Origin of the sequence: Pseudonocardia sp. WMMC193 (genome assembly GCF_021728735.1) — a bacterium.
GTDB lineage: Bacteria > Actinomycetota > Actinomycetes > Mycobacteriales > Pseudonocardiaceae > Pseudonocardia > Pseudonocardia oroxyli.
Genome location: NZ_JAKKDO010000003.1, coordinates 4,535,417 through 4,557,612, shown reverse-complemented (window position 1 = coordinate 4,557,612; position 22,196 = coordinate 4,535,417). Strand labels below are relative to the sequence as shown.

Annotated in this window: 23 protein-coding genes; 11 read left to right on the top strand and 12 right to left on the bottom strand. The window is 73.4% G+C overall.

Annotation, left to right across the window (positions count from 1 at the left end; genetic code table 11):
* The first annotated feature begins 42 nt into the window (after nucleotides 1-42).
* Entirely contained in the window at nucleotides 43-1,140 is a 1,098-nt protein-coding gene (locus L3X23_RS23560) for a winged helix DNA-binding domain-containing protein (protein ID WP_237194586.1), read from the top strand.
* 16 nt (nucleotides 1,141-1,156) lie between these two features.
* Here L3X23_RS23560 and L3X23_RS23555 read toward each other — a convergent pair whose 3' ends face one another.
* Nucleotides 1,157-1,576, bottom strand: a complete 420-nt coding sequence (locus tag L3X23_RS23555; RefSeq protein ID WP_237194584.1) for a VOC family protein — start codon at nucleotides 1,574-1,576, stop codon at nucleotides 1,157-1,159.
* 95 nt (nucleotides 1,577-1,671) lie between these two features.
* Between L3X23_RS23555 and L3X23_RS23550 the strand changes: the two genes are divergently transcribed.
* On the top strand, nucleotides 1,672-2,109 hold the full coding sequence (locus L3X23_RS23550) for an ATP-binding protein (protein ID WP_237194582.1): 438 nt from the start codon (nucleotides 1,672-1,674) through the stop codon (nucleotides 2,107-2,109).
* A 3-nt stretch (nucleotides 2,110-2,112) separates the two neighbouring features.
* Here L3X23_RS23550 and L3X23_RS23545 read toward each other — a convergent pair whose 3' ends face one another.
* Nucleotides 2,113-3,663: a glycosyltransferase family 39 protein gene (locus L3X23_RS23545; RefSeq protein WP_237194581.1), complete on the bottom strand. Its 1,551-nt coding sequence runs from the start codon at nucleotides 3,661-3,663 to the stop codon at nucleotides 2,113-2,115.
* 167 nt (nucleotides 3,664-3,830) lie between these two features.
* Between L3X23_RS23545 and L3X23_RS23540 the strand changes: the two genes are divergently transcribed.
* Nucleotides 3,831-4,862, top strand: coding sequence for a leucyl aminopeptidase (locus L3X23_RS23540; protein WP_237194580.1), 1,032 nt, complete (start codon nucleotides 3,831-3,833; stop codon nucleotides 4,860-4,862).
* Nucleotides 4,859-5,605: an aspartate/glutamate racemase family protein gene (locus L3X23_RS23535; protein ID WP_255733992.1), complete on the top strand. Its 747-nt coding sequence runs from the start codon at nucleotides 4,859-4,861 to the stop codon at nucleotides 5,603-5,605. Before L3X23_RS23540 ends, L3X23_RS23535 begins: the two co-directional genes overlap by 4 nt.
* Here L3X23_RS23535 and L3X23_RS23530 read toward each other — a convergent pair.
* Complete coding sequence (locus tag L3X23_RS23530) at nucleotides 5,561-6,505, bottom strand: LysR family transcriptional regulator (protein ID WP_237194579.1); 945 nt, start codon at nucleotides 6,503-6,505, stop codon at nucleotides 5,561-5,563. The genes L3X23_RS23535 and L3X23_RS23530 overlap by 45 nt on opposite strands.
* A 128-nt stretch (nucleotides 6,506-6,633) precedes the next feature.
* Here L3X23_RS23530 and L3X23_RS23525 point away from each other — a divergent pair, with 128 nt between their 5' ends.
* Both L3X23_RS23525 and L3X23_RS23520 read left to right on the top strand, forming a co-directional pair.
* Nucleotides 6,634-7,224: a hypothetical protein gene (locus L3X23_RS23525; protein ID WP_237194578.1), complete on the top strand. Its 591-nt coding sequence runs from the start codon at nucleotides 6,634-6,636 to the stop codon at nucleotides 7,222-7,224.
* Nucleotides 7,221-7,991 carry an SDR family NAD(P)-dependent oxidoreductase gene (locus L3X23_RS23520; protein WP_237194577.1) on the top strand — a complete coding sequence of 257 codons (771 nt, stop codon included), beginning with the start codon at nucleotides 7,221-7,223 and terminating at the stop codon, nucleotides 7,989-7,991. The genes L3X23_RS23525 and L3X23_RS23520 overlap by 4 nt, the downstream gene beginning before the upstream one ends.
* On the opposite strand, the gene L3X23_RS23515 is transcribed toward L3X23_RS23520, so the two are convergent.
* Complete coding sequence (locus L3X23_RS23515; RefSeq protein WP_237194576.1) at nucleotides 7,992-9,143, bottom strand: cytochrome P450; 1,152 nt, start codon at nucleotides 9,141-9,143, stop codon at nucleotides 7,992-7,994.
* Nucleotides 9,144-9,199: 56 nt separating this feature from the next.
* A complete protein-coding gene (locus L3X23_RS23510) occupies nucleotides 9,200-10,372 on the bottom strand; it encodes a DUF222 domain-containing protein (RefSeq protein WP_237194563.1) in 1,173 nt (390 codons plus the stop codon).
* A gap of 353 nt (nucleotides 10,373-10,725) precedes the next feature.
* On the opposite strand from L3X23_RS23510, the gene L3X23_RS23505 reads away from it, so the two are divergent.
* Genes L3X23_RS23505 through L3X23_RS23485 form a run of 5 tightly spaced genes read left to right on the top strand, consistent with a single transcriptional unit; the run spans nucleotide 10,726 to nucleotide 15,316 of the window.
* Entirely contained in the window at nucleotides 10,726-11,418 is a 693-nt protein-coding gene (locus tag L3X23_RS23505; protein ID WP_237194560.1) for a GntR family transcriptional regulator, read from the top strand.
* A complete protein-coding gene (locus L3X23_RS23500; protein ID WP_237194558.1) occupies nucleotides 11,415-12,380 on the top strand; it encodes an ADP-ribosylglycohydrolase family protein in 966 nt (321 codons plus the stop codon). The genes L3X23_RS23505 and L3X23_RS23500 overlap by 4 nt, the downstream gene beginning before the upstream one ends.
* A gap of 13 nt (nucleotides 12,381-12,393) precedes the next feature.
* Nucleotides 12,394-13,902 (top strand): cytosine permease, encoded by a 1,509-nt coding sequence (locus L3X23_RS23495; protein WP_237194556.1) that lies wholly within the window; start codon nucleotides 12,394-12,396, stop codon nucleotides 13,900-13,902.
* Nucleotides 13,899-14,792: a PfkB family carbohydrate kinase gene (locus tag L3X23_RS23490; RefSeq protein ID WP_237194554.1), complete on the top strand. Its 894-nt coding sequence runs from the start codon at nucleotides 13,899-13,901 to the stop codon at nucleotides 14,790-14,792. Before L3X23_RS23495 ends, L3X23_RS23490 begins: the two co-directional genes overlap by 4 nt.
* A gap of 26 nt (nucleotides 14,793-14,818) precedes the next feature.
* A complete protein-coding gene (locus L3X23_RS23485; RefSeq protein ID WP_237194552.1) occupies nucleotides 14,819-15,316 on the top strand; it encodes a 2'-5' RNA ligase family protein in 498 nt (165 codons plus the stop codon).
* Here the strand turns inward: L3X23_RS23485 and L3X23_RS23480 are convergent, their stop codons facing one another.
* The 7 genes from L3X23_RS23480 to L3X23_RS23450 all read right to left on the bottom strand — a co-directional run bounded on the left by L3X23_RS23480 (nucleotide 15,317) and on the right by L3X23_RS23450 (nucleotide 22,192).
* A complete protein-coding gene (locus L3X23_RS23480; RefSeq protein ID WP_237194550.1) occupies nucleotides 15,317-15,655 on the bottom strand; it encodes a hypothetical protein in 339 nt (112 codons plus the stop codon).
* A gap of 93 nt (nucleotides 15,656-15,748) precedes the next feature.
* Nucleotides 15,749-16,573 (bottom strand): alpha/beta fold hydrolase, encoded by an 825-nt coding sequence (locus tag L3X23_RS23475; protein ID WP_237194548.1) that lies wholly within the window; start codon nucleotides 16,571-16,573, stop codon nucleotides 15,749-15,751.
* Complete coding sequence (locus L3X23_RS23470) at nucleotides 16,570-17,202, bottom strand: isochorismatase family protein (RefSeq protein WP_237194546.1); 633 nt, start codon at nucleotides 17,200-17,202, stop codon at nucleotides 16,570-16,572. The genes L3X23_RS23475 and L3X23_RS23470 overlap by 4 nt, the downstream gene beginning before the upstream one ends.
* Nucleotides 17,199-17,702 carry a (2Fe-2S)-binding protein gene (locus tag L3X23_RS23465; protein ID WP_237194544.1) on the bottom strand — a complete coding sequence of 168 codons (504 nt, stop codon included), beginning with the start codon at nucleotides 17,700-17,702 and terminating at the stop codon, nucleotides 17,199-17,201. Before L3X23_RS23465 ends, L3X23_RS23470 begins: the two co-directional genes overlap by 4 nt.
* Nucleotides 17,699-20,017: a xanthine dehydrogenase family protein molybdopterin-binding subunit gene (locus L3X23_RS23460; RefSeq protein ID WP_237194542.1), complete on the bottom strand. Its 2,319-nt coding sequence runs from the start codon at nucleotides 20,015-20,017 to the stop codon at nucleotides 17,699-17,701. Before L3X23_RS23460 ends, L3X23_RS23465 begins: the two co-directional genes overlap by 4 nt.
* Nucleotides 20,010-20,804, bottom strand: a complete 795-nt coding sequence (locus tag L3X23_RS23455; RefSeq protein WP_237194540.1) for a xanthine dehydrogenase family protein subunit M — start codon at nucleotides 20,802-20,804, stop codon at nucleotides 20,010-20,012. The genes L3X23_RS23460 and L3X23_RS23455 overlap by 8 nt, the downstream gene beginning before the upstream one ends.
* The gene (locus L3X23_RS23450; protein WP_093086774.1) at nucleotides 20,801-22,192 is read right to left on the bottom strand and encodes an MFS transporter; all 1,392 of its coding nucleotides are present in this window, start codon (nucleotides 22,190-22,192) and stop codon (nucleotides 20,801-20,803) included. The genes L3X23_RS23455 and L3X23_RS23450 overlap by 4 nt, the downstream gene beginning before the upstream one ends.
* Nucleotides 22,193-22,196: the final 4 nt, after the last annotated feature.

Genomic DNA, 22,196 nt, shown 5'->3' with positions numbered 1-22,196 from the left:
TAGCGGTCAGAACCTGTCCGCTGGTCGCGCCATGGTGTGCCCATGACCCGGTTGTCCGCCCGCGCCCTCAATCGTGCCGCGCTCGCCCGGCAGTTCCTGCTGGCGCGGGCGGACGTGTCGGTGGCCGCGGCCGTGGCGCACCTCGGGGGAGTGCAGGCGCAGGAGCCGCAGGAGCCGTTCGTCGGGCTCTGGTCGCGGCTGCGCGGTTTCGACCCCGCCGACCTGGACCGGCTCCTGGTGGCGAAGGAGCTGGTCCGGACCGTCCTGATGCGGCGGACGGTGCACCTCGTGACCGCGGCGGACGCGCTGGCCTGGCGTGCGCGCCATCAGGCGCTGCTGCGCCAGCGCGTCTACGGCGCCTACCGGGCGGAGCTGGCCGGGGTGGATCCCGAGCAGGTCACGGCCGCCGTCGAGGAGCTCTTCGCGGACGGCGTCGCGCGCACGATGCCGGAGATCGGGCGGATCCTCGCCGAGCGCTGGCCCGACGCCGGGTTCCGGCCGCTCGGCGAACTGGCGGTCGCCGCGGCCGTCCCGATGGTGCAGATCCCGCCGCGCGGGCTGTGGAAGCAGGCGGGCGGTGCACTCACCCTGCCGATGGCCACCTGGCTCGGCGCGCGACCCACCCCGCTCGCGGCGGACGGGGACCCGGTCGGCGAGGCGCTGGTCCGGCGCTACCTCGCCGCGTACGGGCCCGCCGCCCCGGCGGACCTGCGGTCCTGGTGCGGGCTCGCCGGGCTGCCCGCCGCGGTCGCGGCCGTGCGCCCCGAGCTGGTCTCGTTCACCGACGAGCGCGGCCGCGAGCTGCTCGACCTCCCCGACGCGCCCCGTCCCGACGAGGACACCCCGGCCCCCGTCCGCTTCCTGCCCGCCTTCGACAACGCGATCCTGGGCTACGACGACCGCAGCCGGATCGTCGACGACGCCCACAAGGGCCTCTCCGTCGCAGGCGACCGCGCCGTGCTGCTCGACGGCCGGGTCGCGGCCCTGTGGACGGTGCGGCCCGTGCGGTCCCTGACGCTCGAGGTCACCCCGCTCCGCCGCTTCACCAGGGCCGACCGTGCCGAGGTGGGTGAGGAGGCACGCACCGTCGCGGACTTCCTGGGGGCCACGGGGGTGCGGATCCTGCGCTCCCCCGCCTGACTCGGGCGAGCCCGGGTCACCCCCGCGACGAGATCTGCTGCACCGCCCACTCGTTGCCGTCCGGGTCGGCGAAGAACACGAACCCGACGTTGTCCAGGGCCTTCCCGCCCTCGGCGACCTTCGCGGCGTCGCCGTCCACCGACGTCACGTCGCTCACCGGGACGCCGCGCGCCACCAGCTCGGCGTGTGCGGCCACGATGTCGGTGACCACGAGCTGCAGGCCCTTCAGCGAGCCCGGCGGCATGTCCGGCACCGCCCCCCCCCGGCCGATCACCACCGAGCACCCGGAGCCCGGCGGGGTCAGCTGCACGATCCGCACTCCCGGCGCGGGCGCGACGTCGTGGTCCAGGGTGAAGCCCAGCTGCTCGTGGTAGAAGGCCTTGGCCCGGTCGATGTCCGCCACCGGGACGACCACGACCTCCAGCGTCCAGTTCATGATCTGTTCCTCTCGTCGGGGGAGTGACCCGGGCGGACCGCGGAACCCGTCGGCCAGCGGTCGCGAAGGTCGTCGGAATCCACGAACCTAGGGGCATGGCGGACGACGCGGGCTACTACAGCATCCGGTTCGGCGCGGATCCGGTGCAGCTCGCCTTCTTCCGCGCCGGGCTGGACCGCTGGTTGCAGGGTCTGTCCTGGCCGGAGGAGGCGCGGGTGGACGCCATCCTCGCGGTGAGCGAGGCCTGCACCAACGCCGTCAAGCACGCGTACGTGGGCGGCGTCCCCGGAGACGTCGAGGTCGTGGGGCGGCTGGTGGCGGGCCCGTCGAGCAGGCAGATCGTGGTGACCGTGCGGGACGAGGGCGTCTGGCGGCCGGACCAGGGCGCCACCGGCTACGGCATGAGCGTGATGAAGGGCTGCATGGACCGGGTCTCCATCCGCCGCGACGACGCCGGCACCACCGTCACCCTGCGCAGCGTCCCCGTTCCCCTGCCGCACTCCTCACCGGAGGGCATGGCCGCGGTCGAGTGACGCTCACCGGTCGAGCCGCCAGATGTCGCAGCCGTTCGCGGCGGCCGTCCTGACCTGGGTGGCGTGCTCCTGCAGCCACGGCTCGAGCGGGGCGATCTGGGACGGGACCGGGTTGACGAACCAGCGCGCGCCCTGGGAGGCGTCGGCGGCGAGGGCGTGTCCGGTGTACTGGTCGGCAGCGAGCACCCAGCCGTAGCGGTCGGCCCGGTAGAGCACGACCGGCTCCTGGAAGTTGTTCGCGACGCCGTTCATCGTGGTGGTGCTGTCCGTGCCCACGACGACCAGGTCCTCGGGCGTCGAGACCGCGGCCAGCTGCGTGGCGCAGGTGCCGAGCACGCCGGCGTCGGGGTTCAGGGACTGGCGGAAGACGTTGAGCGACTGCAGGCTCAACGCGAGCACCGTGACCACGCCGAGCGCCGCGAGCGTCCGGGTGCCGAGGCGCTTCGGCAGCAGCCTGCGCGCCCCGACCACCCCGATCCCGACGGCGATCGCGGCGTAGGGCAGCGAGTAGACGTGGTACTGGATCCCCATGTCGGAACCGCTGTAGCGGCCCAGCATCAGGTAGTAGACGCCGAGGCCCAGCGCGCCTGCGAGCAGGAAGGGAGCCGCGAGCGCCCCACGCCGGTGCTTCCACAGCCAGGCGGCGCCGAGCAGGGCCAGCGGCACCCCGAACACCCCGTAGATGAACAGCACCTCGGAGCGCAGGTTGCCCAGGTACATGTCCGGGCCGAGCAGCATCTGCCAGGTCGAGAACTTGCTGTCCCCGCCCGAGAGCACCCCGAAGGTGTTGCCGTAGGTCTCGTGGATCCACGCCGCGTGCCGCAGCCACAGCACCGGCGCGACGAGCCCGGCGAGGCCCGCCAGGTAGAGCGTCGGCCTGCGCAGCCGGTCGCGCGCGGCGAACACGAGCCACAGCGCCATGACCAGGCCGACGTGCAGCGCCGTCGGCTTGGCGAGGCCGGCGAACGAGATCGCGACGGCGGTCGCGGCGAGCCAGCGGCCGCGGTCCTCCTGCAGCCAGCGGCAGAAGAACAGCAGCGCCAGCATCGTGAACGCCAGCACCGTGGCCTCGGGCATGAACGCGGTGCCCCAGCGCAGGAAGGCGGGCGACACCGCCCAGGCGATCAGGGCCCAGCGGGCCGCGGTCGGCGGCAGGATCCGCTTCGCCAGGCCCCAGAACGCCCACGTCGCGAGCAGCATGAACGCCAGCGAGACGAGCCTGCCGAGGAACTCGTGCTCGCCGAAGACCGTGTACAGCGCCCCGGTGATCCAGGGCATGATCGGCAGTTCCATCTCGACGTACCCGGGCCCGCTGCCGCCCCAGTTGATCTGCGGCAGGAACAGGTTCAGGCCGTGCTCGGCGTAGTTGCGCGCGATCGAGGCGGTGTCCGACTGCCGCCAGATGTCCCCCGGGTAGGTCAGCGGTCCGAAGGCCCGCACCACCGACAGCGCCGTCATCACGCCGAGGACGACCAGGGCGGCCCGGCCGAGTCGGTCCGGGCGGATCCGGACGGGCGGCGGGGTCACCGTCCCGCGGTCGATCACCGAGTGCATGGGACCGATACTCCGCATCCTCACTGTGGCCCCACTGAGGAACTGTGGCCCCGCTGAGAAGCGGTGTGCGGCCGCAGTGTCACGGGCTCGCAACACGCCACGTCTTGACGGACGGTCCCCGATGACGAATCGTCAGTGTTCGGACTATCTCGGGAGGAGAGAGCGCCATGGACCAGAACCTGTTCAACGAGATCTGCCTGCAGCAGCTGACCCTGTCGGCGGTGCACGAGGGTGAGACCGTGGCCGTGCTGACCCGCGGGGACGAGCGGGCGGAGTACGCGGACGCCTTCCTGTGGGCGATCGGGAAGTTGGGGGCGCAGGGCTTCCACCTGCGGCTGCCCGCGCCGACGAGCGCCTCCGGCGCCTGGGCGGTGGGCGACTCCGGGCTGGCGCAGAACCGGCTCGCGGTCGAGGCGCTCAAGAGCGTGGACATGGTGGTGGACTGCACGTTCCTGTTGTTCAGCCCGGAGCAGTTCGAGATCCAGGGGGCGGGGACGCGGATCCTGACCGCGGTGGAGCCGGCGCCGTTGTTGGCCCGGTTGATGCCCACTCGTGAGCTGCGGGAGCGGGTGGAGATCGGCGCGGAGCTGTTGGCGAAGGCGCAGACGATGCGGATCACCAGCCCGCACGGCACGGACGTGACCTACCGGCTGGGCGTGTACCCGACGTTGAGCGAGTACGGCTACACCGACCAGCCGGGTCGGTGGGATCACTGGCCCGCGGCGTTCGTGTTCACCGGTGGGGCGGACGACGGGGTGGACGGCAAGATCGTGTTGGCGCCCGGGGACGTGTTGTTGCCGTTCAACACCTATGTGCAGGCGCCGGTGGAGCTGACGATCGAGCAGGGGTTCATCCGCGACATCCGGGGTGGGCTGGACGCGGATCTGCTCAGCTCCTACATCCGTTCGTTCGACGACCCGCGTGGTTACGGCATGTCGCATGTGGGGTGGGGTCTGGACGAGCGTGCGCACTGGCACGGGTTGACCCAGTTCGGGGGTGGGATGGGGATGGAGCTGCGTAGTTTCTACGGCAATGTGATGTTCTCGATCGGCCCGAACAACGAGCTGGGTGGGCCGAACGACACGGCGTGTCACTTCGACATCCCGATGCGGGGCAACAGCCTCTACCTCGACGACGAGCTGATCGTCGACGCCGGCGAGCTCACCGTGGCCGACATGCGACCGGTGGAGAAGCGATGACCGACCATCACATCGGGATGATCGTCCCGAGCTCCAACCTGACCATGGAGACCGAGCTCCCGCGGATGCTGCGCGCCCGCGAGGACGCCCACCCGGAGGACCGGTTCGTCTTCCACGCCGCCCGGGCCCGGATGCAGCACGTCACCCCCGAACAGCTGCGCGCCATGAACGCGCAGGCCGAGCGGGCGGCGGCCGAGCTCGCCGACGCCCGCCCGGACGTCGTCGCCACCGCCTGCCTGGTCGCGATCATGGCCCAGGGCCCCGGCTACCACTGCACCGCCGAGGACTCGATCTCGACGGCGCTGCGGGCTGAGGGCGCGAAGGCCCCGGTGATCTCCAGCGCGGGCGCGCTGATCGCCGGGATCGAGGCGCTCGGCGCCCGGCGGGTCGCGATCGTGACGCCGTACCTGAAGCCGCTCACGCAGGCGGTCGTGGACTACCTGACGGACGCCGGGATCGAGGTCGTGGACGCCCTGTCACTGGAGGTCTCGGACAACCTCGCGGTGGCCCGGCTCGACCCCGCCGACCTGCGCGACCACTACACGCGACTGGACCTGAGCGGGGCCGAGGCACTCGTCCTGTCCGCCTGCGTGCAGATGCCGTCCCTGCCCTCGATCCAGCCCGTGGAGGACGAGCTCGGCCTGCCCGTGCTCTCCGCGGCGACCGCGACGACCTACCGCATCCTCCAGGAGCTGGGGCTACCCCCGGTCGTCCCGAACGCCGGGCGGCTCCTGGCCGGCTGACTCCAGCACCGCGCGGCGCAGCGCGACCACGGGCGGCGCCCGGTCGCCTGCGCGCGTGCACAGCGAGATCGGGCAGGGGGCCACGTCCTGCACCGGGACGAACGCGACGCCGGGGTGTCGGTGACCGTCCGGCACCGACCCTCCGGTGATCGCGACGGCCTGGTCCGCGGCCACGACCTCGAGCAGCTCGTCCATGGTGTGCACGACGGGCCCGTAGCGCACCGGCACACCGCTCGGCCGCGGGTCGCACGCCCACCATCGCACCCAACGCTGGTCCACCTCGTCGTCCGCGACGTGGGGCAGCCCGTCGAGCTCGGCGAGGCACACCGAGGCCCGCGCCGCGAGCCGGTGCCCGACGGGCAGCGCGACGACACGCGGCTCCAGCCGGAGCACGTCCAGCCGGAGTCCCGAGGTGTCGGCGAAGGGCGGCCGCACCACCGCCGCGTCGACCCGGCCCGCGCGGACCGCCTCGACCTGCTCGGACCACCCCAGCTGGACGAGGCGGACGGTGCACTCGGTGGCGCGCCGGACCTGGTCGAGCACCTGTTGCACGGCCTGTCCGGCCGAGGCCGTCATGAACCCGAGCCGGAGCGTGCCCGCCCGTTCCTGCCGGTGTCGGCGCACCGCGGCGATCGCGCGGTCCGCCGCGGCGAGGGCATCGCGTGCCTCGGCGAGGAAGAGCTCGCCCGCGGCGGTGGGGCGGACCGGGTGCGCGGTGCGGTCGACGAGCTCCGCGCCGAGTGCACGCTCCAGCGCCCGCACCTGCTTGCTCAACGCGGGCGGGCTCACGAACAGCCGCTCGGCCGCGCGCCCGAAGTGCCCCTCGTCGACCACCGCGACGAGGTAGCGCGCCTGGTGCAGGTTGAGGTCCATCGCGACCAGCATAGTGGCCCGCGTCACGTCGGGGCGACCTTGTGACCTGCGGCGTTAGCCGATCGGTTCACGCCGCGGCCGGTTCGTGTCATGGACCGCGGCGGCGGGGACGGGCGACCGTGGTCGGCGTCCCGAACGCTCGACGAGGAGCCCGCATGAGTCGCTACGACCACGAGTTCACCACCATGTTCGCCGGTCTGGAGAAGCAGCTCGAGAACACCGAGAACCCGCGCCACCGCGCGATCTTGAAGAACTACCGGATGCACGGCCTGCTCGAGGTCGCGGGCCGCTACCACGAGCTGCTCGCCCCGACCATGACCGTCGAGGAGCCCGTGTACCGCCTGCACGAGGGCGGCCAGTCGCTGGTGATCGACGGCATGGCCGAGGTGACCGCCTTCTACGAGTCCCTCGTCGCGGCGGACGCACTGGTCATGTGGGTCGTCGAGCAGGACATCGCGGTCAACGACCGCGGGTTCTCCGGCGAGGTCGTGTTCCGCCAGTTCGTGCCCAGCGCCATGCTCGGTGAGAGCGTCTTCGGCTCGGTGCGGTCCGGCGGGGACGTGGTGCTGCTGCAGCGGACCCTCGCGTTCGTCTGGCCCTACGACGAGCACGGCAGGCTGGTCGGGGAGCACGTGTACGAGGACGGGGCCTCCCGCCAGGTCACCGAGGTCGACTCCGCAGACGTGATCACCGCCGCCCGCGCCGCCGAGCTGCTGGCCCCGGAGATCGCGCGGGAGATCCCGTGACCGTCCTCGTCACCGGGGCCGCGGGCGGGCTCGGGTCCGCCGTGGCCGCCCGCCTCGCCACCGAGCAGCCGGTCCTCCTGACCGACCTCGACGGCGACCGGCTCGCCGAGATCGCCGGGAAGCTCGCCGCGGAGGGTGCCACGGTCGCCCACGCCGTCTGCGACGTCCGCGACCGGGCCTCGGTCCGCGCGGCCTTCGACCAGGCCGACCGGCTGCCCGGCGAGGTCACCGCGGTGGCCACGGTGGCGGGCGTCGGGCTCTTCGTGCCGTTCGCCGAGCTGTCCGACGAGCAGTGGGACCGCACGTTCGCCGTGAACACCCGCGGCACGTTCGTGACCTGCCAGGAGTTCGTCCGGCGGCGGGCGGGCAGGCCCGGCGCCATCGCCACGGTCGCGTCGATCGGGGCGCGGCTCGGGATGGAGATGCTCGCCGACTACGGGCCGTCGAAGGCGGCGGTGATCGAGCTGACCCACGTCCTCGCCCGCGTCGGCGCGCCGACCGGGATCCGGGCGAACTGCGTGATGCCCGGTCTGGTCTGGACGGACATGTGGCGCACGACGAGCGAGTGGCTGCGCGCGAACGACCCCGCCTACGCGGACGCGACGCCGCAGCAGATCTTCGACGGGTTCGTGGGCGCGATGGTGCCCATGGGCAGGCCGCAGACTCCCGGGGACGTCGCGGAGGCCGTCGCCTTCCTGCTCTCCGACCGCGCCGCGAACGTCACCGGCCAGACCCTCTCGGTCGACGGCGGCGTGGTGATGACCTGATCACCAGGTGACGGGGAGGGCGTCCAGGCCGCCGGTGAGGAGGTCCGCGCGCAGGCGGAGCTCGCCCGGGACCACCTGGAGGGTGGGGAAGCGGGCGGGCAGGGCCGTGAACACGGCCTGCAGCTCCACCCGGGCGAGGCTCGCGCCGATGCAGAAGCGCGGGCCGTAGCCGAAGGACAGGTGCGCGGTGTCCCGGCCGGGATCGAACGCCTCCGGCGCGGCGAAGGTGCTCGGGTCCCGGTTCGCCGCGGCGGGGGCGAGGACCACGCAGTCCCCCTGGCGGATCGTCACGCCCGCGATCTCGACGTCGGCGTGCGCGTAGCGGGGCAGCCCGCTGCCGCCGGGGGCGGCCAGGCGCAGGATCTCCTCGACGACCTCCGAGCCCGCGGGCTCCCACCGCTGCTGTCGCAGGAGCAGGAGGGTCCCGACGTCGATGCGGGTCACCGTGGTCTCGTGTCCCGCGAACAGGAGGGCGGCGGCCAGCCCGGCGCTGCGGCCGTCGTGTTCGGGGCCCGCGGCGGCGAGGTCGGTCAGGACGTCCTCGCCCGGCTCGGCGCGCTTGCGCTCGATCAGCCCCTGCACGTACTGGACCAGTGCGTACAGCGACTTCTGGGCGAACGCGGGGTCGTCGAGCCGCCCGGCGCCCTCCGACCAGGCGCGGAACCGGTTCCGGTCGGCGTAGGGCACGCCGAGCAGCTCGCAGATGACCAGGATCGGGATCGGCAGCGAGACGAGCTCGTGCAGGTCGGCGGGGGAGCCGTGGGCCTGCAGGTCGTCGAGCGCCGCGGCGACGAGTGCGTCCACGTGCCCGCGCAGCCGCTGCATCCGCCGCGCCGAGAAGGCGGGCGCGAGGAGCTTGCGCATGATCTGGTGCTGGGCGTGCTCGGTCTCGGGGTCGCCCATCATGGGGCCGCCGAGGATCGCGGAGCCGGACACCCGGGAGGCGTTCGCGGGGTCCGGGTGGCTCCGGCCGAGCCGCGGGTCGGCGAACAGCGCGCGACACTCCGCATAGCCGGTGACCAGCCAGGCCGGGTCCCCGGTCGCGGTGCGCACCGCGGTGACCGGGGCGCGTTCGCGCAGCTCGGCGTAGAGCGGGGCGATGTCCAGCACCCCCGGACGATCGAACGGCAGTTGCGGGAGGGTGGTGGTCACGGCTCGATGGTGCGCCTCTCGACGCGCCGACGCACCCCGCGACCTGTCCGCGGGCTCTAGGGCCGCAGGGTGTAGCGGCGGCCGGTGGGGGTCGTGGTGGTGTGGTCGGTGAGGTGCCAGCCTGGTTGTTCGCGGAGCTGGTTGTGGAAGGCGCAGGTGCCGCGGCCGTTGCCCAGGCTCGTCGGGCCGCCTTCGGACCACCGTCTGCGGTGGTCGAGGTGTTCGATCGGGGCGTCGCAACCGGGTTCGGTGCAGCGGCCGCGGTCTCGGGCGCGGATCCAGTCGGCGAGGACTCCGCCGAAGGCGCGGCGGCGGGAGTCGCCGCCGATCACGATGCCGTCCCGGGTGACCAGTCGCCGCCACCCCACGCAGGTGGCCTCGTCCAGCAGAGCGGTGGGTCCGAACCCGGGGATCTCCGCGGGCAGCGGGGAGTCGGGGTCGAGGAGGGACTCGACCGGTACGAGGACGTGGATCTCCACCTGCGCCGGTGTGGCTGCAGACTCTCCGGTGAGGCGGGCAACAAGTGTGTCGGCCATGATCTGTCCGCGGGTGCGGGTCACCGGCTCCGGGGACACCCAGTGTTCGGTGACCGCCTTGCGCAATGCCGCGTAGCAGGTGATGGCCTGCTCCATCGGCAGCAGCGCCCGCAACACCGCCATCCCGTCCTCGGCGGGGGAGATCGTGACGTGCCGGTCCCGGCGGGCGGCGCGGGCTCGTTCGGCGAAGGTCTCCGGTGCCACCGCCGCCGCGATCGTCCGGGCGAGGTCGGCGATCCGCCGCACCCCGAGCAGGGGCAGGTCGTGGGCGGTGAGTCGACGGTCCAGCTCGGTCCGTTCGTCAGAGCTCAGGTGTCTGGCCGCGGCGACGATCGCGGCGACCCGCCGCTCGTCGAGCTCCCCCGCGGAGAACGCCTCCCGGATCGTGTCCAACCCGGCGTGCAGGTCCCGGGCGAGTCGCAGCTGGGTGCGTGCCCGTGTCGGCGAGATGCGCAGGGCGAGCCCGAGCTGTCCGACGATGCTCGCCTCGACCCGTTCGGGATCGACCAGTGCCTCCTGAAGACGGGCCTCGACCTCCCGCTGTGCGGCGGCCCGGACCTCTTCGGCGATCTCGGCGTCGATGCGGTTCCGCAGCGCGACCAGCCGCTCGATCCGGGCGAACCCCGCCGCCCGCTCCTCCCGCGACGGCACGGTGCCTGTCGCTGTGGGAGGGTCTTCGAGGGTCGTGGCCATACGGACATCATAGCAGCTCATAGCCCTCAAAGCGAACAGATGTTCGATCTGTGGGATTGGTCGCCGCCTGTCGCGTTGTGATGTCCCAGGGCATGGGTGGCGAGTCCGCGCCGCACATGTCACGCGCCGCCTCATGCGGGGCGGTCCCGACGTCCTGTCCCGAGCGCGACGGCCGTTGACCGACTACCGGCGCGCGCTCCACCCCTCGCCTCGCGACCTGGCCGACCGGCTCGTCTCCTGCGTCTCTGCTGGGCGCCGACGTGCTCATCGGCAGACCGGACAGGGGGGCACTCCGTCCGAGGCGTACCAATCCGTCTGTCGGCTACCGATCCCTCCACCGACAGTAGACAGGTATGAACAGGTTCATGTACAACGGAGCCGTGCCCGAACAGGTCCGCCACTCCAAGCGCTCGCGGCTGGTCTCCGACCTCGCCGCGCACATCCGCTCGGGGCGGCTCTCCCGCGGCGACCGCCTCCCGGGGGAGAACCAGCTCGCCGCGCGGTACAGCGTGTCCCGCGGGACCGTGCGCAGCGCACTCGCCGAGCTGCAGAAACAGGACCTGATCACCACCGAGACCGGGGTCGGCTCGTTCGTCACGTTCGACGGCGCGCCCCTCGACCAGGAGATCGGCTGGGCGCGGGCACTGGCCGACAGCGGCGCGGACGCCACCGTGGAGCTGTTGGGCATCGACCCCGCCGAGGCGGACGGTCTCGTGGTGGTCCGCCGCCGCCGCAGCGCGGCCGGGCGGCCCGTCTCGCTGGAGACCGCGCTGATCCCCGCCTCGGCGGTGTCCGCGACCGGGCTCGTCGACGACTCGATCACGGCGACGCTGGCGGCCGCGGGCCTGCGCGGGGTCGAGGGCGAGCAGACGATCTCCGTGGTGCCGCTCGACGCCGCGGACGCCGCCCTGCTCGACCGCGCCCCCGGCACGCCGTTCCTGCAGGCCGTCCGGGTCACGCGGGCGGCGGACGGCGCCCTCGTCGAGCGGGTCACCAGCCTGCTGGACCCCGAACGGTTCCGCTTCCACCTGCGGTTCTCGTCATGAGGGACCGTGCGCTCGGAGCGCTGTGGGGACTCGCGATCGGGGACGCGCTGGGGATGCCCACCCAGTCGTTGTCCCGCAGTGAGATCACGGCCCGGTACGGCGTGGTCGACCGCCTGCTCGACGGCGCCCCCGACCAGCCGATCGCCCCGAACATGCCCGCCGGGTCGATCACCGACGACACCGAGCAGGCACTGCTGCTGGCGCGGCTGCTGATCGAGGGCGAGGGGACCGTCGAGCCCCACGCCTTCGCCGCCGCGCTCGAGGAGTGGGAGGCGGACATGATCCGCCGCGGCTCGCTCGACCTCCTCGGCCCCTCCACGCGCCGCGCGCTGACCCGGCTGCGTGAGGGCGAGGCCGTCGAGAAGACGGGGCGGGACGGCACCACCAACGGCGCGGCCATGCGGGTGGCGCCGGTGGGGATCGCCTTCGCGGAGCCGCACCTGCTGGACGCGGTCGTCTCGTCCAGCGTGGTCACCCACCACACGACCCTCGGCATCGCCGCGGCGGCGGCGGTGGCCGCCGCGGTGTCCGCAGGCGTGTCCGGCGCGGGGCTCCCTGACGCGCTGGACGCCGCCGAGCGGGCTGCCGCGGCCGGAGCCGCGCGTGGTCACTGGGTGGCGGGCGGCACGATCGCCGCCCGCCTCCGGTGGGTGCGCGCGACCCGCCCGCCCGTCGACGACATCGCCGGCGTGGTGGGGACCTCGGTGGCCGCCAACGAGTCCGTGATCGCCGCGTTCGCGCTGATCGAGGCCTACGGCGACGACCCCCGCACCGCGCTCACCACGGCCGCCTCGCTCGGCGGCGACACCGACACCGTCGCCGCGATCTGCGGCGCGATCCTCGGCGCACACCACGGCGCGTCCGGGCTGCCCGCGGACCTGCTCGCCCAGGTCCGGGACGCCAACGATCTCGACCTCGAGCCCGTCGTCGACGGCTTGCTCGCCCTGCGCACCCGACCGTAGAGGGAGAACGACGATGACGACTCCGCCCACCCACCCCGGCGGCTCCGCCGCCGACCGTCCCCCGGTCTCCACCCGGTCGCCCCAGAACCCGGCGGCATCCGACTCCACACTGGAGACCCGCGGTATCGAACCCGTGCCCGCCGGGGAGCGGGAGGGGCGGCCGGGCCAGCTGTTCTGGGTCTGGTTCGCGGCCAACATCTCGATCCTCGGCCTGCCGCTGGGGGCCACGCTCGTCGCGATGGGGATGACCGTCTGGCAGGCGGTGATCGCCGCGGTCGTCGGTGCGGTCGGGTCCTTCGCGATCGTCGGGGCCGTCTCGATCACCGGCAGGCGTGGTGGCGCGCCGGGACTCACCCTGTCCCGGGCGGTCTTCGGCGCCCGCGGCAACATCGGACCGACCGTCGTCTCGCTGCTCTCGCGGCTCGGCTGGGAGACCGTCAACACCACGACGGCGGCGTTCGCCCTGCTCTCGCTGGCCACGATCCTGTTCGGGACCAGCCCCGAGGCCAAGGACCACCCGGTGCTGACGATCGTCTGCATCCTGGTGTTCGTGCTGCTCACGGTGGTGGTCGCGGGCCTCGGGCACGCGTTCCTGGTGTCCGTGCAGCGCTGGGCCACCTGGGTGTTCGGCGCGCTGAACATCGTCGTCGGCGGGTTCCTCGTGGCGACGATCGACTGGTCCGCGGTGGGCGCGGCCGTGCCCGCCCCGATCGGCGTCGTCATCGCGGGGATCGGTGTGATCGCCGCCGGGACCGGCATCGGGTGGGCCAACGCGTCCGCCGACATGTCCCGCTACCAGGCACCGGCGGTGCGCGCCGGGCAGCTGGTGCTGAGCGCGGCCGCGGGCGCGGGCATCCCGCTGGTCCTGCTGATCTCGCTGGGCAGCATGCTCGCCGCGGGCGACCCGAGCCTGGCGGACGCGGGCGACCCGGTCGCCGCGATCCGCGCCATGCTCCCCACGTGGATGGCCGTGCCGTACCTGATCGCCGCGTTCGGCGGGCTGCTGCTGAGCAACCACCTCTCGGTCTACTCGGCGGGCCTGACCACGTTGACCCTCGGGATCCGGGTCCGGCGCGTCTACGCGGTGGTGGTGGACGTCGTCGTCACGTTCGTCGGCGCGATCTACTTCATCCTGATCGCGGACGGCTTCTACGGGCCCTTCATCGCGTTCATCAGCGCGCTGGCGGTGCCGATCACCGCATGGGTGGGCGTGATCGCCGTCGACATGCTGCGCCGGCACCACTATGACCCCGTGGCGTTGATGGACACCTCCCGCAGCAGCGGTTACTGGTATCGCGCGGGCGTCGAGCCGCGGGCCTTCCTGGCCTGGCTCCTCGCGATCGTCGGCGGGTACCTGTTCGCCACGCTGGGCCCGTCGTCCGCGCCCTGGTTCACCGGCCCGCTCGCGGGCACCTGGTTCGGCGAGAACGGCCTGGCCTGGGTGATCACCTTCGTCGTCGCCGCCGGGGTCTACGCGGCCCTGGGCGGTGCGCGGCGCACCGAGTCCATCCCGCTCGCGTGATCGGCAGGCTCGTCCACACCGGACAGGTCGTGATCGACCTGGTGCTGCGCGTCCCCGCGCTCCCGCCCGCGGGCGGGGACGTCATGGCCTCGTCGACCACGCTCGCCGCGGGCGGCGGGTTCAACGTCATGGCCGCCGCCGCGCGGGACGGCGCGGCGGTCGTCTACACCGGCGGGCACGGCACGGGCCCGCACGGCGACCTGGCCCGGGCGGCCCTGGCCGCCGAGGGCGTGACGACGTCCGCGCCGATCTCGGCGGTCGACACCGGGATCTGCGTGGTCCTGGTGGACGACTCCGGCGAGCGCACCTTCGTCACCGGCAGCGGCGCGGAGACCGCGGTGTCCGGCTCGTTGCCGCAGGTCAGCGCCGCGGACCTGCTGTACGTCTCGGGGTACAGCCTGCTCGTCCCGGAGAAGGCCGAGCAGATCCTCGCCGTCTCCGGCGGCGCGGTGCTGCTGGACCCGGGCCCGCTGGTCGCCGACATCGACCCGGACCTGTGGTCGCGCGCCCTGGCCCGCACCTGCGTGCTGAGCACGAACGCCCGCGAGGCCCGGCTGCTCACCGGCCGCTCCGACCTGTCCGCGGCGGCGCTGGAGCTGGGCACGCGGCTGCACGAGGGCGCGATCGTGCTGGTCCGAGACGGCGCCGCGGGGTGCCTGGTCGCCCGGAGCGGCGCCGTCGAGGTCGTCCCCGGGTTCGCGGTCGAGGCCGTGGACACCAACGGCGCGGGAGACGCCCACTGCGGCGTCCTAGCAGCCGCCCTCCTCCGCGGCGAGGACGTGCTCGAGGCGGCGCGCCGCGCCAACGCGGCCGCCGCCCTGGCCGTCACGAAGGCGGGCCCGGCCACCGGCCCGACCGCGGCGGAGATCGACCGCTTCCTCGTGCGGTGACGCGGCGGAGCGGGGAAGCTCGGGCGGTGCGTCCGCTCGTGGTGTCCGCGGTGTTGGCCGAGCCGGTGCAGTCCGAGCTGAACGCCCTGCGCGCCCGGCACTTCCCGCCGGAGCGCAACCACCTCGACGCGCACGTCACCGTCTTCCACGCGCTGCCGGGCGAGCTCGGAGCCGAGGTCGCGGCGGAGCTCGCCGCGGCCGTGCGCCGCGATCCGCCGCACGCGTCCGTCGGACCCCCGCGGCTGCTCGGGCGCGGGGTCGCCCTCCGGGTCGACGCACCGGACGTGCTCGGCTGGCGGGCCGCCGCCGTCGAGCGGTGGGCGGCCCACCTGACCGCCCAGGACCGCGGCAAGCGGGAGCTGCACGTCACGGTGCAGAACAAGGTCACGCCCGAGGCGGCGCGGGCGCTGCACGCCGCGCTCGCCCCCCGACCCGAGGTGGAGACACGGGTCGTGGCGCTGGCCCTGTGGCACTACGACGGCGGCCCCTGGAGCCCGGCCGGGCAGTTCACCTACGGCGCGTGATCAGGGTGCGGTGGTCGTGGTCGCGGAGGTGGGGGCGACGACGGGCGGAGGCGAGGACAGCGCGGACACCAGGCCCGTCACCGCGGTGAGCCCGATCAGCGCCGCGGCGACACACGCGCCGATGACGAGCACCGGCCGTCGGGAACCCTTGCGGGGCTGCGGCCCCCGCTGGCCGGGCACGACGAGCTTGGTGGGGCGACCGACCGGCGGGGGCGCGGAACGCTGGCGCGGCACGACGACGAACGGGACGGTGGCGGGCTCGGCAGGGGGACGGGGACGACCTCGAGAGGCCCCGATGGTCCGGTTCGGGGCGCGGTCCGACGGCGGGCGCGACGACATGACATCTCCGATGCGTGGGGAGCGCGAGACATCAGGTACGTCGGCCCTGACCACGCAGCGTTACGGCCATCACCCATTCGGCCGGACCGACGCTCAGAGCAGGGGGACCAGGGCCGTGCGGAGCAGGTCGAGTGCGGCCTGCGGGGCGTCCCAGAACACCATGTGGCCGGCGTCGGGGATCTCCACCAGGGCCGCGGCCGTGTTCGCCTCCGCCGCCTCCTTCGCCCCCGCGGCGGTGACGACGGGGGAGTCGGCACCGTAGAGGAGGGTCGTGGGGGCGGGGACCTGCGGCCAGGTCGCGAAGAAGTCCTCGGTCTCGAAGCCCCGGTGGGTCTCGGCGACGGCCTCGCGGTCGCAGCTGGAGAGCCACCGCGCGCGCAGCTCCTGCTCCCGGCGGGGCCAGCGCGGCCAGGACAGCGCGACCTCGTCCGCCGTCGTGCCGGCCACGGCCTGGTCGAGCTGGCCCAGGAACGCCGTGAGGGTCGTGGGGTACGGGCCGCGGTCGGGCCCGCTCATCGGCGGGTCGACGAGGACCGTGCCGCGCAGGGGCCTGCGCGCGGCGGTGACCGCGGCGATCCGGGCGCCCATCGAGTGCCCCAGCAGCAGCGGGTCCTCGAACAGGTCGAGGACGGCGAGGGCGTCTCCCGCGTAGTCCGCGAGCGTGTACCCGGGGCCGGAGTCCGACAGGCCGCGCCCGCGGACGTCGACCACCACGGGGCGGACGAGGTCGGTGAGCGCGCGGGCCACGAAGTCCATGCAGATCGCCGGGCTGGTGATCCCGGGGAGGATCACCAGCGGCACGCCGTCCCCGCCGTAGTCCAGCAGGTGCAGGCGGACCGCACCGTTGCGGGCCCAGCGCGAGGTCGCCGGGACGTCCGCGAGGTCGGCCAGGGCGTCCTGCCGCACGACCCGGGTCACTTGAGCCCTCCCACGTAGGCGAGCGCGTCGTCGAGGGAGATCACGTCGCCGTACTTCGCCTGGATGTCGAACAGGTTCGCCTGCGCGGGCCCGTCCGCCCGGTCCCCGACGCACTCCCGCGGGACCAGCACCGGGTAGCCGGACTGCATGGCGTCGACCGCCGTGGCCCGCACACAGCCGCTGGTCGTGGCGCCGCAGACGATCACGGTGTCCACCCGGAGCGCCGCGAGCAGCGCCGCCAGCCCCGTCCCGAAGAACGCCGACGCGCCCTTCTTGACGATCAGGTGGTCGGCGTCCGTCACCGGCAGCCGGGAGTCGATCTCCACCGCCTCGGAGCCGACCTCGAGCGCCCGCATCCCCGGCGCCTTGTGCAGCCACGCGACCGTGTCCAGCTCGGCGGGCGTGTACGCGATCGTGGTGTAGACGACCGGGACGTCCGGTGCGGTGGTGACCAGCCGGGTCGTCGCCTCCACGACGTCCGTCAGGTCCGCGCCCGTCGGGAAGGCCGGGTCGGTGAAGCCCGTCGTCAGGTCCACGACCACGATCGCGGGCCGCTCCCCGCGCCGCACCGGCGCACCGAAGCCCGCCTGGTCGTAGGTCGCGTCCGTCGACGATCCGTGCACGCTCACGACGCACTCCTGTCCAGCCGGTCCTGCAGCGCCGCCCGACGGCGGGAGGCGCAGTCGTCGATCGCCTCGACGATGGTCTGGTACCCCGTGCAGCGGCACAGGTTGGACGCCACCACCTCGCGGATCTCCTCCTTGGTGGCGTCCGGCTCGTCGGCGAGATAGCCCTCGGCGAGCATCAGCATCCCCGGTGTGCAGAAGCCGCACTGCAGGCCGTGGTGCTCGGAGAAGCACTGCTGCAGGTCGTTCAGCGCGCCGCCCTCCGACAGCGACTCGACGGTGCGGATGTCCGCGCCCTCGACCTGCGCGGCGAACAGCAGGCAGGCCCGCGCCGGCTGCCCGTCGACGAGCACGGTGCACGCGCCGCAGATGCCGTGCTCGCAGCCGACGTGCGTGCCGGTGAGCCGCAGGTCGTGGCGCAGCACGTCGACCAGCGTGCGCCGCGGCTCGATCGCGAGGTCGTGGCGCACGCCGTTCACGGACAGTTCCACCAGCTGGATCATGAGGCCTCCAGGGCTCGGAAGATCGCCTCGCGCGGGATCGGGGTGTCGTCCAGCTCGACCCCGGTGCGGCGCAGGGCGTCGTTGATCGCGTTGAGCACGGCGGCGGGGGCGCCGATCGTGCCGCCCTCCCCGGCGCCCTTGGCCCCGTTCTCGGTGAAGGCGCAGGGGGTCTCGAGGTGCTCGATGCGCACGTCCGGGATCTCGGCGGCGGTGGGCACCTTGTACTCCATGAAGGACGGGGCGAGGGGCTGGCCCGCGTCGTCGTAGCGGACCTCCTCGAACAGCGCGCCCGCGATGCCCTGCGCGATCCCGCCGCGCGCCTGCCCCTCCACGACCTGCGGATGGATCGCCACGCCGCAGTCCTCGACGCAGACGTAGCGCAGGATCTCCACGCCACCGGTCCCCGGGTCCAGCTCGACGACCACGCCGTGCGTCGCGTTCGAGAAGGTCCCGTCCCCGGCGACGTCGAAGCTCGCGGTGGCCGCGAGCCCCGGCCCGACGCCCTTCGGCAGCAGGTGGGATCTCAGGTAGGCCACGTCCGCGATCTCGGGGAACGAGAGCCGCTCGTCCCCGAGCCGCACCCCGCCGTCCTCGAGCACCGCGGCCGCCGGGTCGCCGCCGAGCAGGTGCGCGGCGATCTCGCGCAGCTGGTCCCCGAGCTTCACCGACGCCGCCGCCACGGCGCTGCCGCCGATGGTGATGGAGCGGGAGGCGAAGGAGCCCCAGCCGTAGGTGATGCGGTCCGTGTCGCCCTGCACGATCTTGACGCGGTCGTAGGGGATGCCGAGCCGGTCCGCGACGATCTGGGCCATCGTCGTCTCGTGGCTCTGGCCGTGCGACAGGGTGCCGGTGGTGACGGAGACCGTCCCGTCCAGGTCCATCCGGATCTCGGAGAGGTCGAAGCCCGGCACGACCTGCATCCGGCGCTGGGCGAAGGCGCCCGAGCCGTAGCCGGTGCGCTCGGAGAAGCAGGCGAACCCGATGCCGATCACCCCGTCGGAGCGGCGGTCGAACCAGCCCTCGTCCCGCAGCGTCTGCTCGCACAGGTCCAGCGACTCCCGGTAGGAGCCCGGGTCGTAGGTGATGGCGTTGACCCCGGTGTAGGGGAAGACCGTGATCAGGTTGCGCCTGCGCACCTCGAGCGGGTCGAGGCCCAGCGCGCGGGCGGCCTTCTCCATCACCCGCTCCATCACCATCACGTACTGCGGCCTGCTGACCCCGCGGTAGGGCGCGGTCGGCGCCTTGTTGGTGGTGACGGCGCGGCCGCGCACCCGGTAGGCGGGTACCGTGTAGACCGACGGCATCTCGGCGGACGCCATCAGCGGCTCGATCCCGGCCGTGAAGGGGTAGCAGGAGTAGGCGCCCATGTCGCACACGACGTCCGCGTCCAGCGCCAGGATCTCGCCGGTCTCGGAGAAGGCGGCCCGCACCGCGTACCGCTGCTCGCGGGCGAGGAAGGCCGCGGTGAGCGCGTCCCGCCGGTCCTCGATCCACTTGACGGGCCTGCGCAGGCGCAGCGCGGCGGCCGCGGCGACGATCTCCTCGCGCCCCACCACGCACTTCTGCCCGAACCCGCCGCCCATGTCGGGCACGGTGACCCGCACCTGCTTCTCGGCGAGCCCGACGCAGGCGGCGAGCACCGTGCGGACCTGGTGGGGGACCTGGGTGCAGGTCTGCACGCGCAGCTGCTCGTCCCGGTCGTCCCAGTCCGCGACCACGCCGCGGGTCTCCAGCGGCAGCGCGTTCTGCCGTCCCGTCTTGGTGCGCACCTCGACGACGGTGTGTGCCGCCTCGAACACCGCGTCGATCCCCTCGGTGGCGAACAGCGACACGTCGACGAGGGTGTTGCGGGGCGCCTCGGGGTGCACGAGCGGGGCGCCCTCCGCCAGCGCGCCCAGGTCGCTGACCACCGGCTCCCGCGGCGCGTACTCGACGACCGCCGCCTCGACGCCGTCCTCCGCCGCGTACGGGTCCTTGGCGACGACGATCGCGATCGGCTCGCCGACGTAGCGCACCGTGTCCCGGGCGAGGACCGGCATGGCGGTCGGCACGAACTCGTGCGCGGGCCGGTCCAGCAGCGCGGTGATGTCGCGCAGGTCCAGGTCCGCGGCGGCGTAGGCCGCCACCACCCCGGGCACCGCGCGCACCTCGGAGAGATCGACGGACACGATCTCCGCGAAGGCCTCCGAGCTGCGCACGAACTGTGCGTGCAGCATCCCCGGCAACGCGATGTCGTCGACGAACCGCCCGCGCCCGGCCAGCAGCCGCGGGTCCTCCCGCCGCGGCACCGAGGCCCCCAACACCCGCTCAGCCATTCGCGGCCTCCTCGTACGCGCGCTCGACCAGCGTCCGGACCAGCCCGCGCCGGTAGTGCGCGCTGATCCCCGGCTCGTCCCGCAGCTCCAGCGACCCCGCGGCTGCCGCCGCCCGTGCGCGGTAAGTGGTGCCAGAGCACCACTTACCACTCACGAGCGCCGGGACGGCGCCGACGCCGCCGAGGACGACCCGGTCCGCGTCGAGGTCGACGGCGGCCGCGACCAGCGCGAAGTCGCCGCGGCGGTCCGCGTACTCGGTGAGTGCGGCCCGGGGCAGCGGAGCCGGGAAGACCAGGGCGGTGATCAGCTCGTCGGGTCCCAGGGCCGTGGTGAACGGGCCCAGGAAGAACTCCGACGCCCGGATCTCGCGAACCCCCGACGGGCCCTCCACGACGATCCGGGCGTCGAAGAGGACGGCGAGCAGACACCACTCGGCGGTGGCGTCGGCGTGCGCGATGCTCCCGCCGACCGTGCCGCGGGTGCGGATGGGCAGGTGCCCCACCCAGCGCATGGCCGCGGAGAGCACCCCGAGCCCGGCCTTCTCGACCTCGCGGTGGGTGGTGAGCGCGCCGATGCGGATCTCGCCCTCCGACACCGCGATCCCGCGCAGCGAGTCCACGTGGGTGATGTCGACGAGGTGCTCCGGCCGGGCGAGCCGGAAGTTCATCATGGCGACGAGGCTCTGGCCGCCTGCGATGATCTTCGCGTCGTCCCCGAGCTCGGTGAGGAGCCCCACCGCGCCCGCGGGCGTGCGGGCGCGGTGGTACTCGAAGGCGGCGGGCTTCACACGACCTGCTTGTCGGCGGCGGCGGGGACCTCCGCACCGGCGATCCGGTCGAGCTCCCGGCCCTTCGTCTCCGGCGCGCCGAAGGCCATGTAGGCGACGGCGGCGAACACGACGACCGCCATCAGCGCGAACGTCAGCGGCAGGCCGAGCACCGGCCAGAGCAGCGTGCCGAACACCAGCGGCACGAAGCCGGTCACCGCGCGGCTCATCGACGAGGCCCAGCCGAAGCCGGAGGCCCGCAGCTCGGTCGGGTACAGCTCGGAGACGTAGGCGTACATGACCGGGATGACGACGAGGGCGAAGAAGCCGAACACCGCGATCATCACGATCGCTGCCGTCGACGAGCCCAGGACCAGCGAGAACACGACGAGCGAGACGGCGGCCAGCGGCGCGGCCACCCCGATCACCCACTTGCGCCCGACGACCTCGACCAGTAGCACCGAGGTGAGCACGCCGAGGATGCCGACGGCGTTCATGACGGTCGTGGAGCCGAACGCCGCCACGTCGCCCATGCCCTGGGCGCGCAGGATCGACGGCATCCAGGACAGGGCCGCGTAGTAGACGACCATGACCGAGACGAACAGCGCCCAGGCCACCCCGGTGATCCGCGGGTTGAACGCCCACACCAGCTTGAGCTGCTCGAACGCGGCGGCGATCCCCCGCGACCGCTGCTTCTCGACGGCGACCGGCGCGGGGATCTCGTAGGGCTCCGGCGTGGCCCCGGTCCGCATCACCATGTCGTCGATGACGGCCCGGGCCTCGGCCTCGCGGCCGGTGCGGGCCAGGTAGAGCGGGGACTCCGGCACGCCGCGACGGATCCAGAACAGCAGGATCGCGGGCAGCACCATCAGCGCCAGCATCCAGCGCCAGTTGCCGGTGACGGGCACCAGGAACGTGGCGCTGACGCCCGCCAGCGTGGTGCCGATCGGCCACCAGCCGTCCATCGCGGCCAGCACCCGGCCGCGCTGCTTGCGTGGCGAGAACTCGGACACGATCGCGTAGTCCACCGGGATGCACCCCCCGAGGCCGACGCCCGCGAGGAACCGCAGCACGAGGAAGACCTCCCAGCTCGGCGACAGCGCACCGAGCACGGAGAACAACGCGAAGATCATCAGCGTGATCGAGAAGGCCTTCTTGCGGCCCATCCGGTCCGCGATGGTGCCCCAGGCGATGGCGCCGACGGCCATGCCGATGAGGTTGGCCGTCGCGACGAGGCCGCGCTGGCCGGTGGAGAGGCCGAACTCGGTGCCCAGCAGCGGGGTGAGGAACCCGTTGAGGGAGACGTCCCAGGCGTCGAACATGTAGCCGAGGCCGCCGATGACGAAGATCCTGCCCTGGACCCCCCACTTCCACGGGAGGTCCTGGACGACCTGGTCGCCAGTACGCATGGGG

Excerpts from the sequence above, each read along its gene's own strand:
- L3X23_RS23465 (WP_237194544.1), bottom strand. The coding sequence starts at position 17,702 with ATGATCCAGCTGGTGGAACTGTCCGTGAACGGCGTGCGCCACGACCTC.
- L3X23_RS23555 (WP_237194584.1), bottom strand. The coding sequence starts at position 1,576 with ATGAACTGGACGCTGGAGGTCGTGGTCGTCCCGGTGGCGGACATCGAC.
- L3X23_RS23450 (WP_093086774.1), bottom strand. The coding sequence starts at position 22,192 with ATGCGTACTGGCGACCAGGTCGTCCAGGACCTCCCGTGGAAGTGGGGG.
- L3X23_RS23545 (WP_237194581.1), bottom strand. The coding sequence starts at position 3,663 with ATGCACTCGGTGATCGACCGCGGGACGGTGACCCCGCCGCCCGTCCGG.
- L3X23_RS23560 (WP_237194586.1), top strand. The coding sequence starts at position 43 with ATGACCCGGTTGTCCGCCCGCGCCCTCAATCGTGCCGCGCTCGCCCGG.
- L3X23_RS23540 (WP_237194580.1), top strand. The coding sequence starts at position 3,831 with ATGGACCAGAACCTGTTCAACGAGATCTGCCTGCAGCAGCTGACCCTG.
- L3X23_RS23500 (WP_237194558.1), top strand. The coding sequence starts at position 11,415 with ATGAGGGACCGTGCGCTCGGAGCGCTGTGGGGACTCGCGATCGGGGAC.
- L3X23_RS23505 (WP_237194560.1), top strand. The coding sequence starts at position 10,726 with ATGAACAGGTTCATGTACAACGGAGCCGTGCCCGAACAGGTCCGCCAC.
- L3X23_RS23460 (WP_237194542.1), bottom strand. The coding sequence starts at position 20,017 with ATGGCTGAGCGGGTGTTGGGGGCCTCGGTGCCGCGGCGGGAGGACCCG.
- L3X23_RS23495 (WP_237194556.1), top strand. The coding sequence starts at position 12,394 with ATGACGACTCCGCCCACCCACCCCGGCGGCTCCGCCGCCGACCGTCCC.
- L3X23_RS23510 (WP_237194563.1), bottom strand. The coding sequence starts at position 10,372 with ATGGCCACGACCCTCGAAGACCCTCCCACAGCGACAGGCACCGTGCCG.
- L3X23_RS23525 (WP_237194578.1), top strand. The coding sequence starts at position 6,634 with ATGAGTCGCTACGACCACGAGTTCACCACCATGTTCGCCGGTCTGGAG.
- L3X23_RS23480 (WP_237194550.1), bottom strand. The coding sequence starts at position 15,655 with ATGTCGTCGCGCCCGCCGTCGGACCGCGCCCCGAACCGGACCATCGGG.
- L3X23_RS23550 (WP_237194582.1), top strand. The coding sequence starts at position 1,672 with ATGGCGGACGACGCGGGCTACTACAGCATCCGGTTCGGCGCGGATCCG.
- L3X23_RS23535 (WP_255733992.1), top strand. The coding sequence starts at position 4,859 with ATGACCGACCATCACATCGGGATGATCGTCCCGAGCTCCAACCTGACC.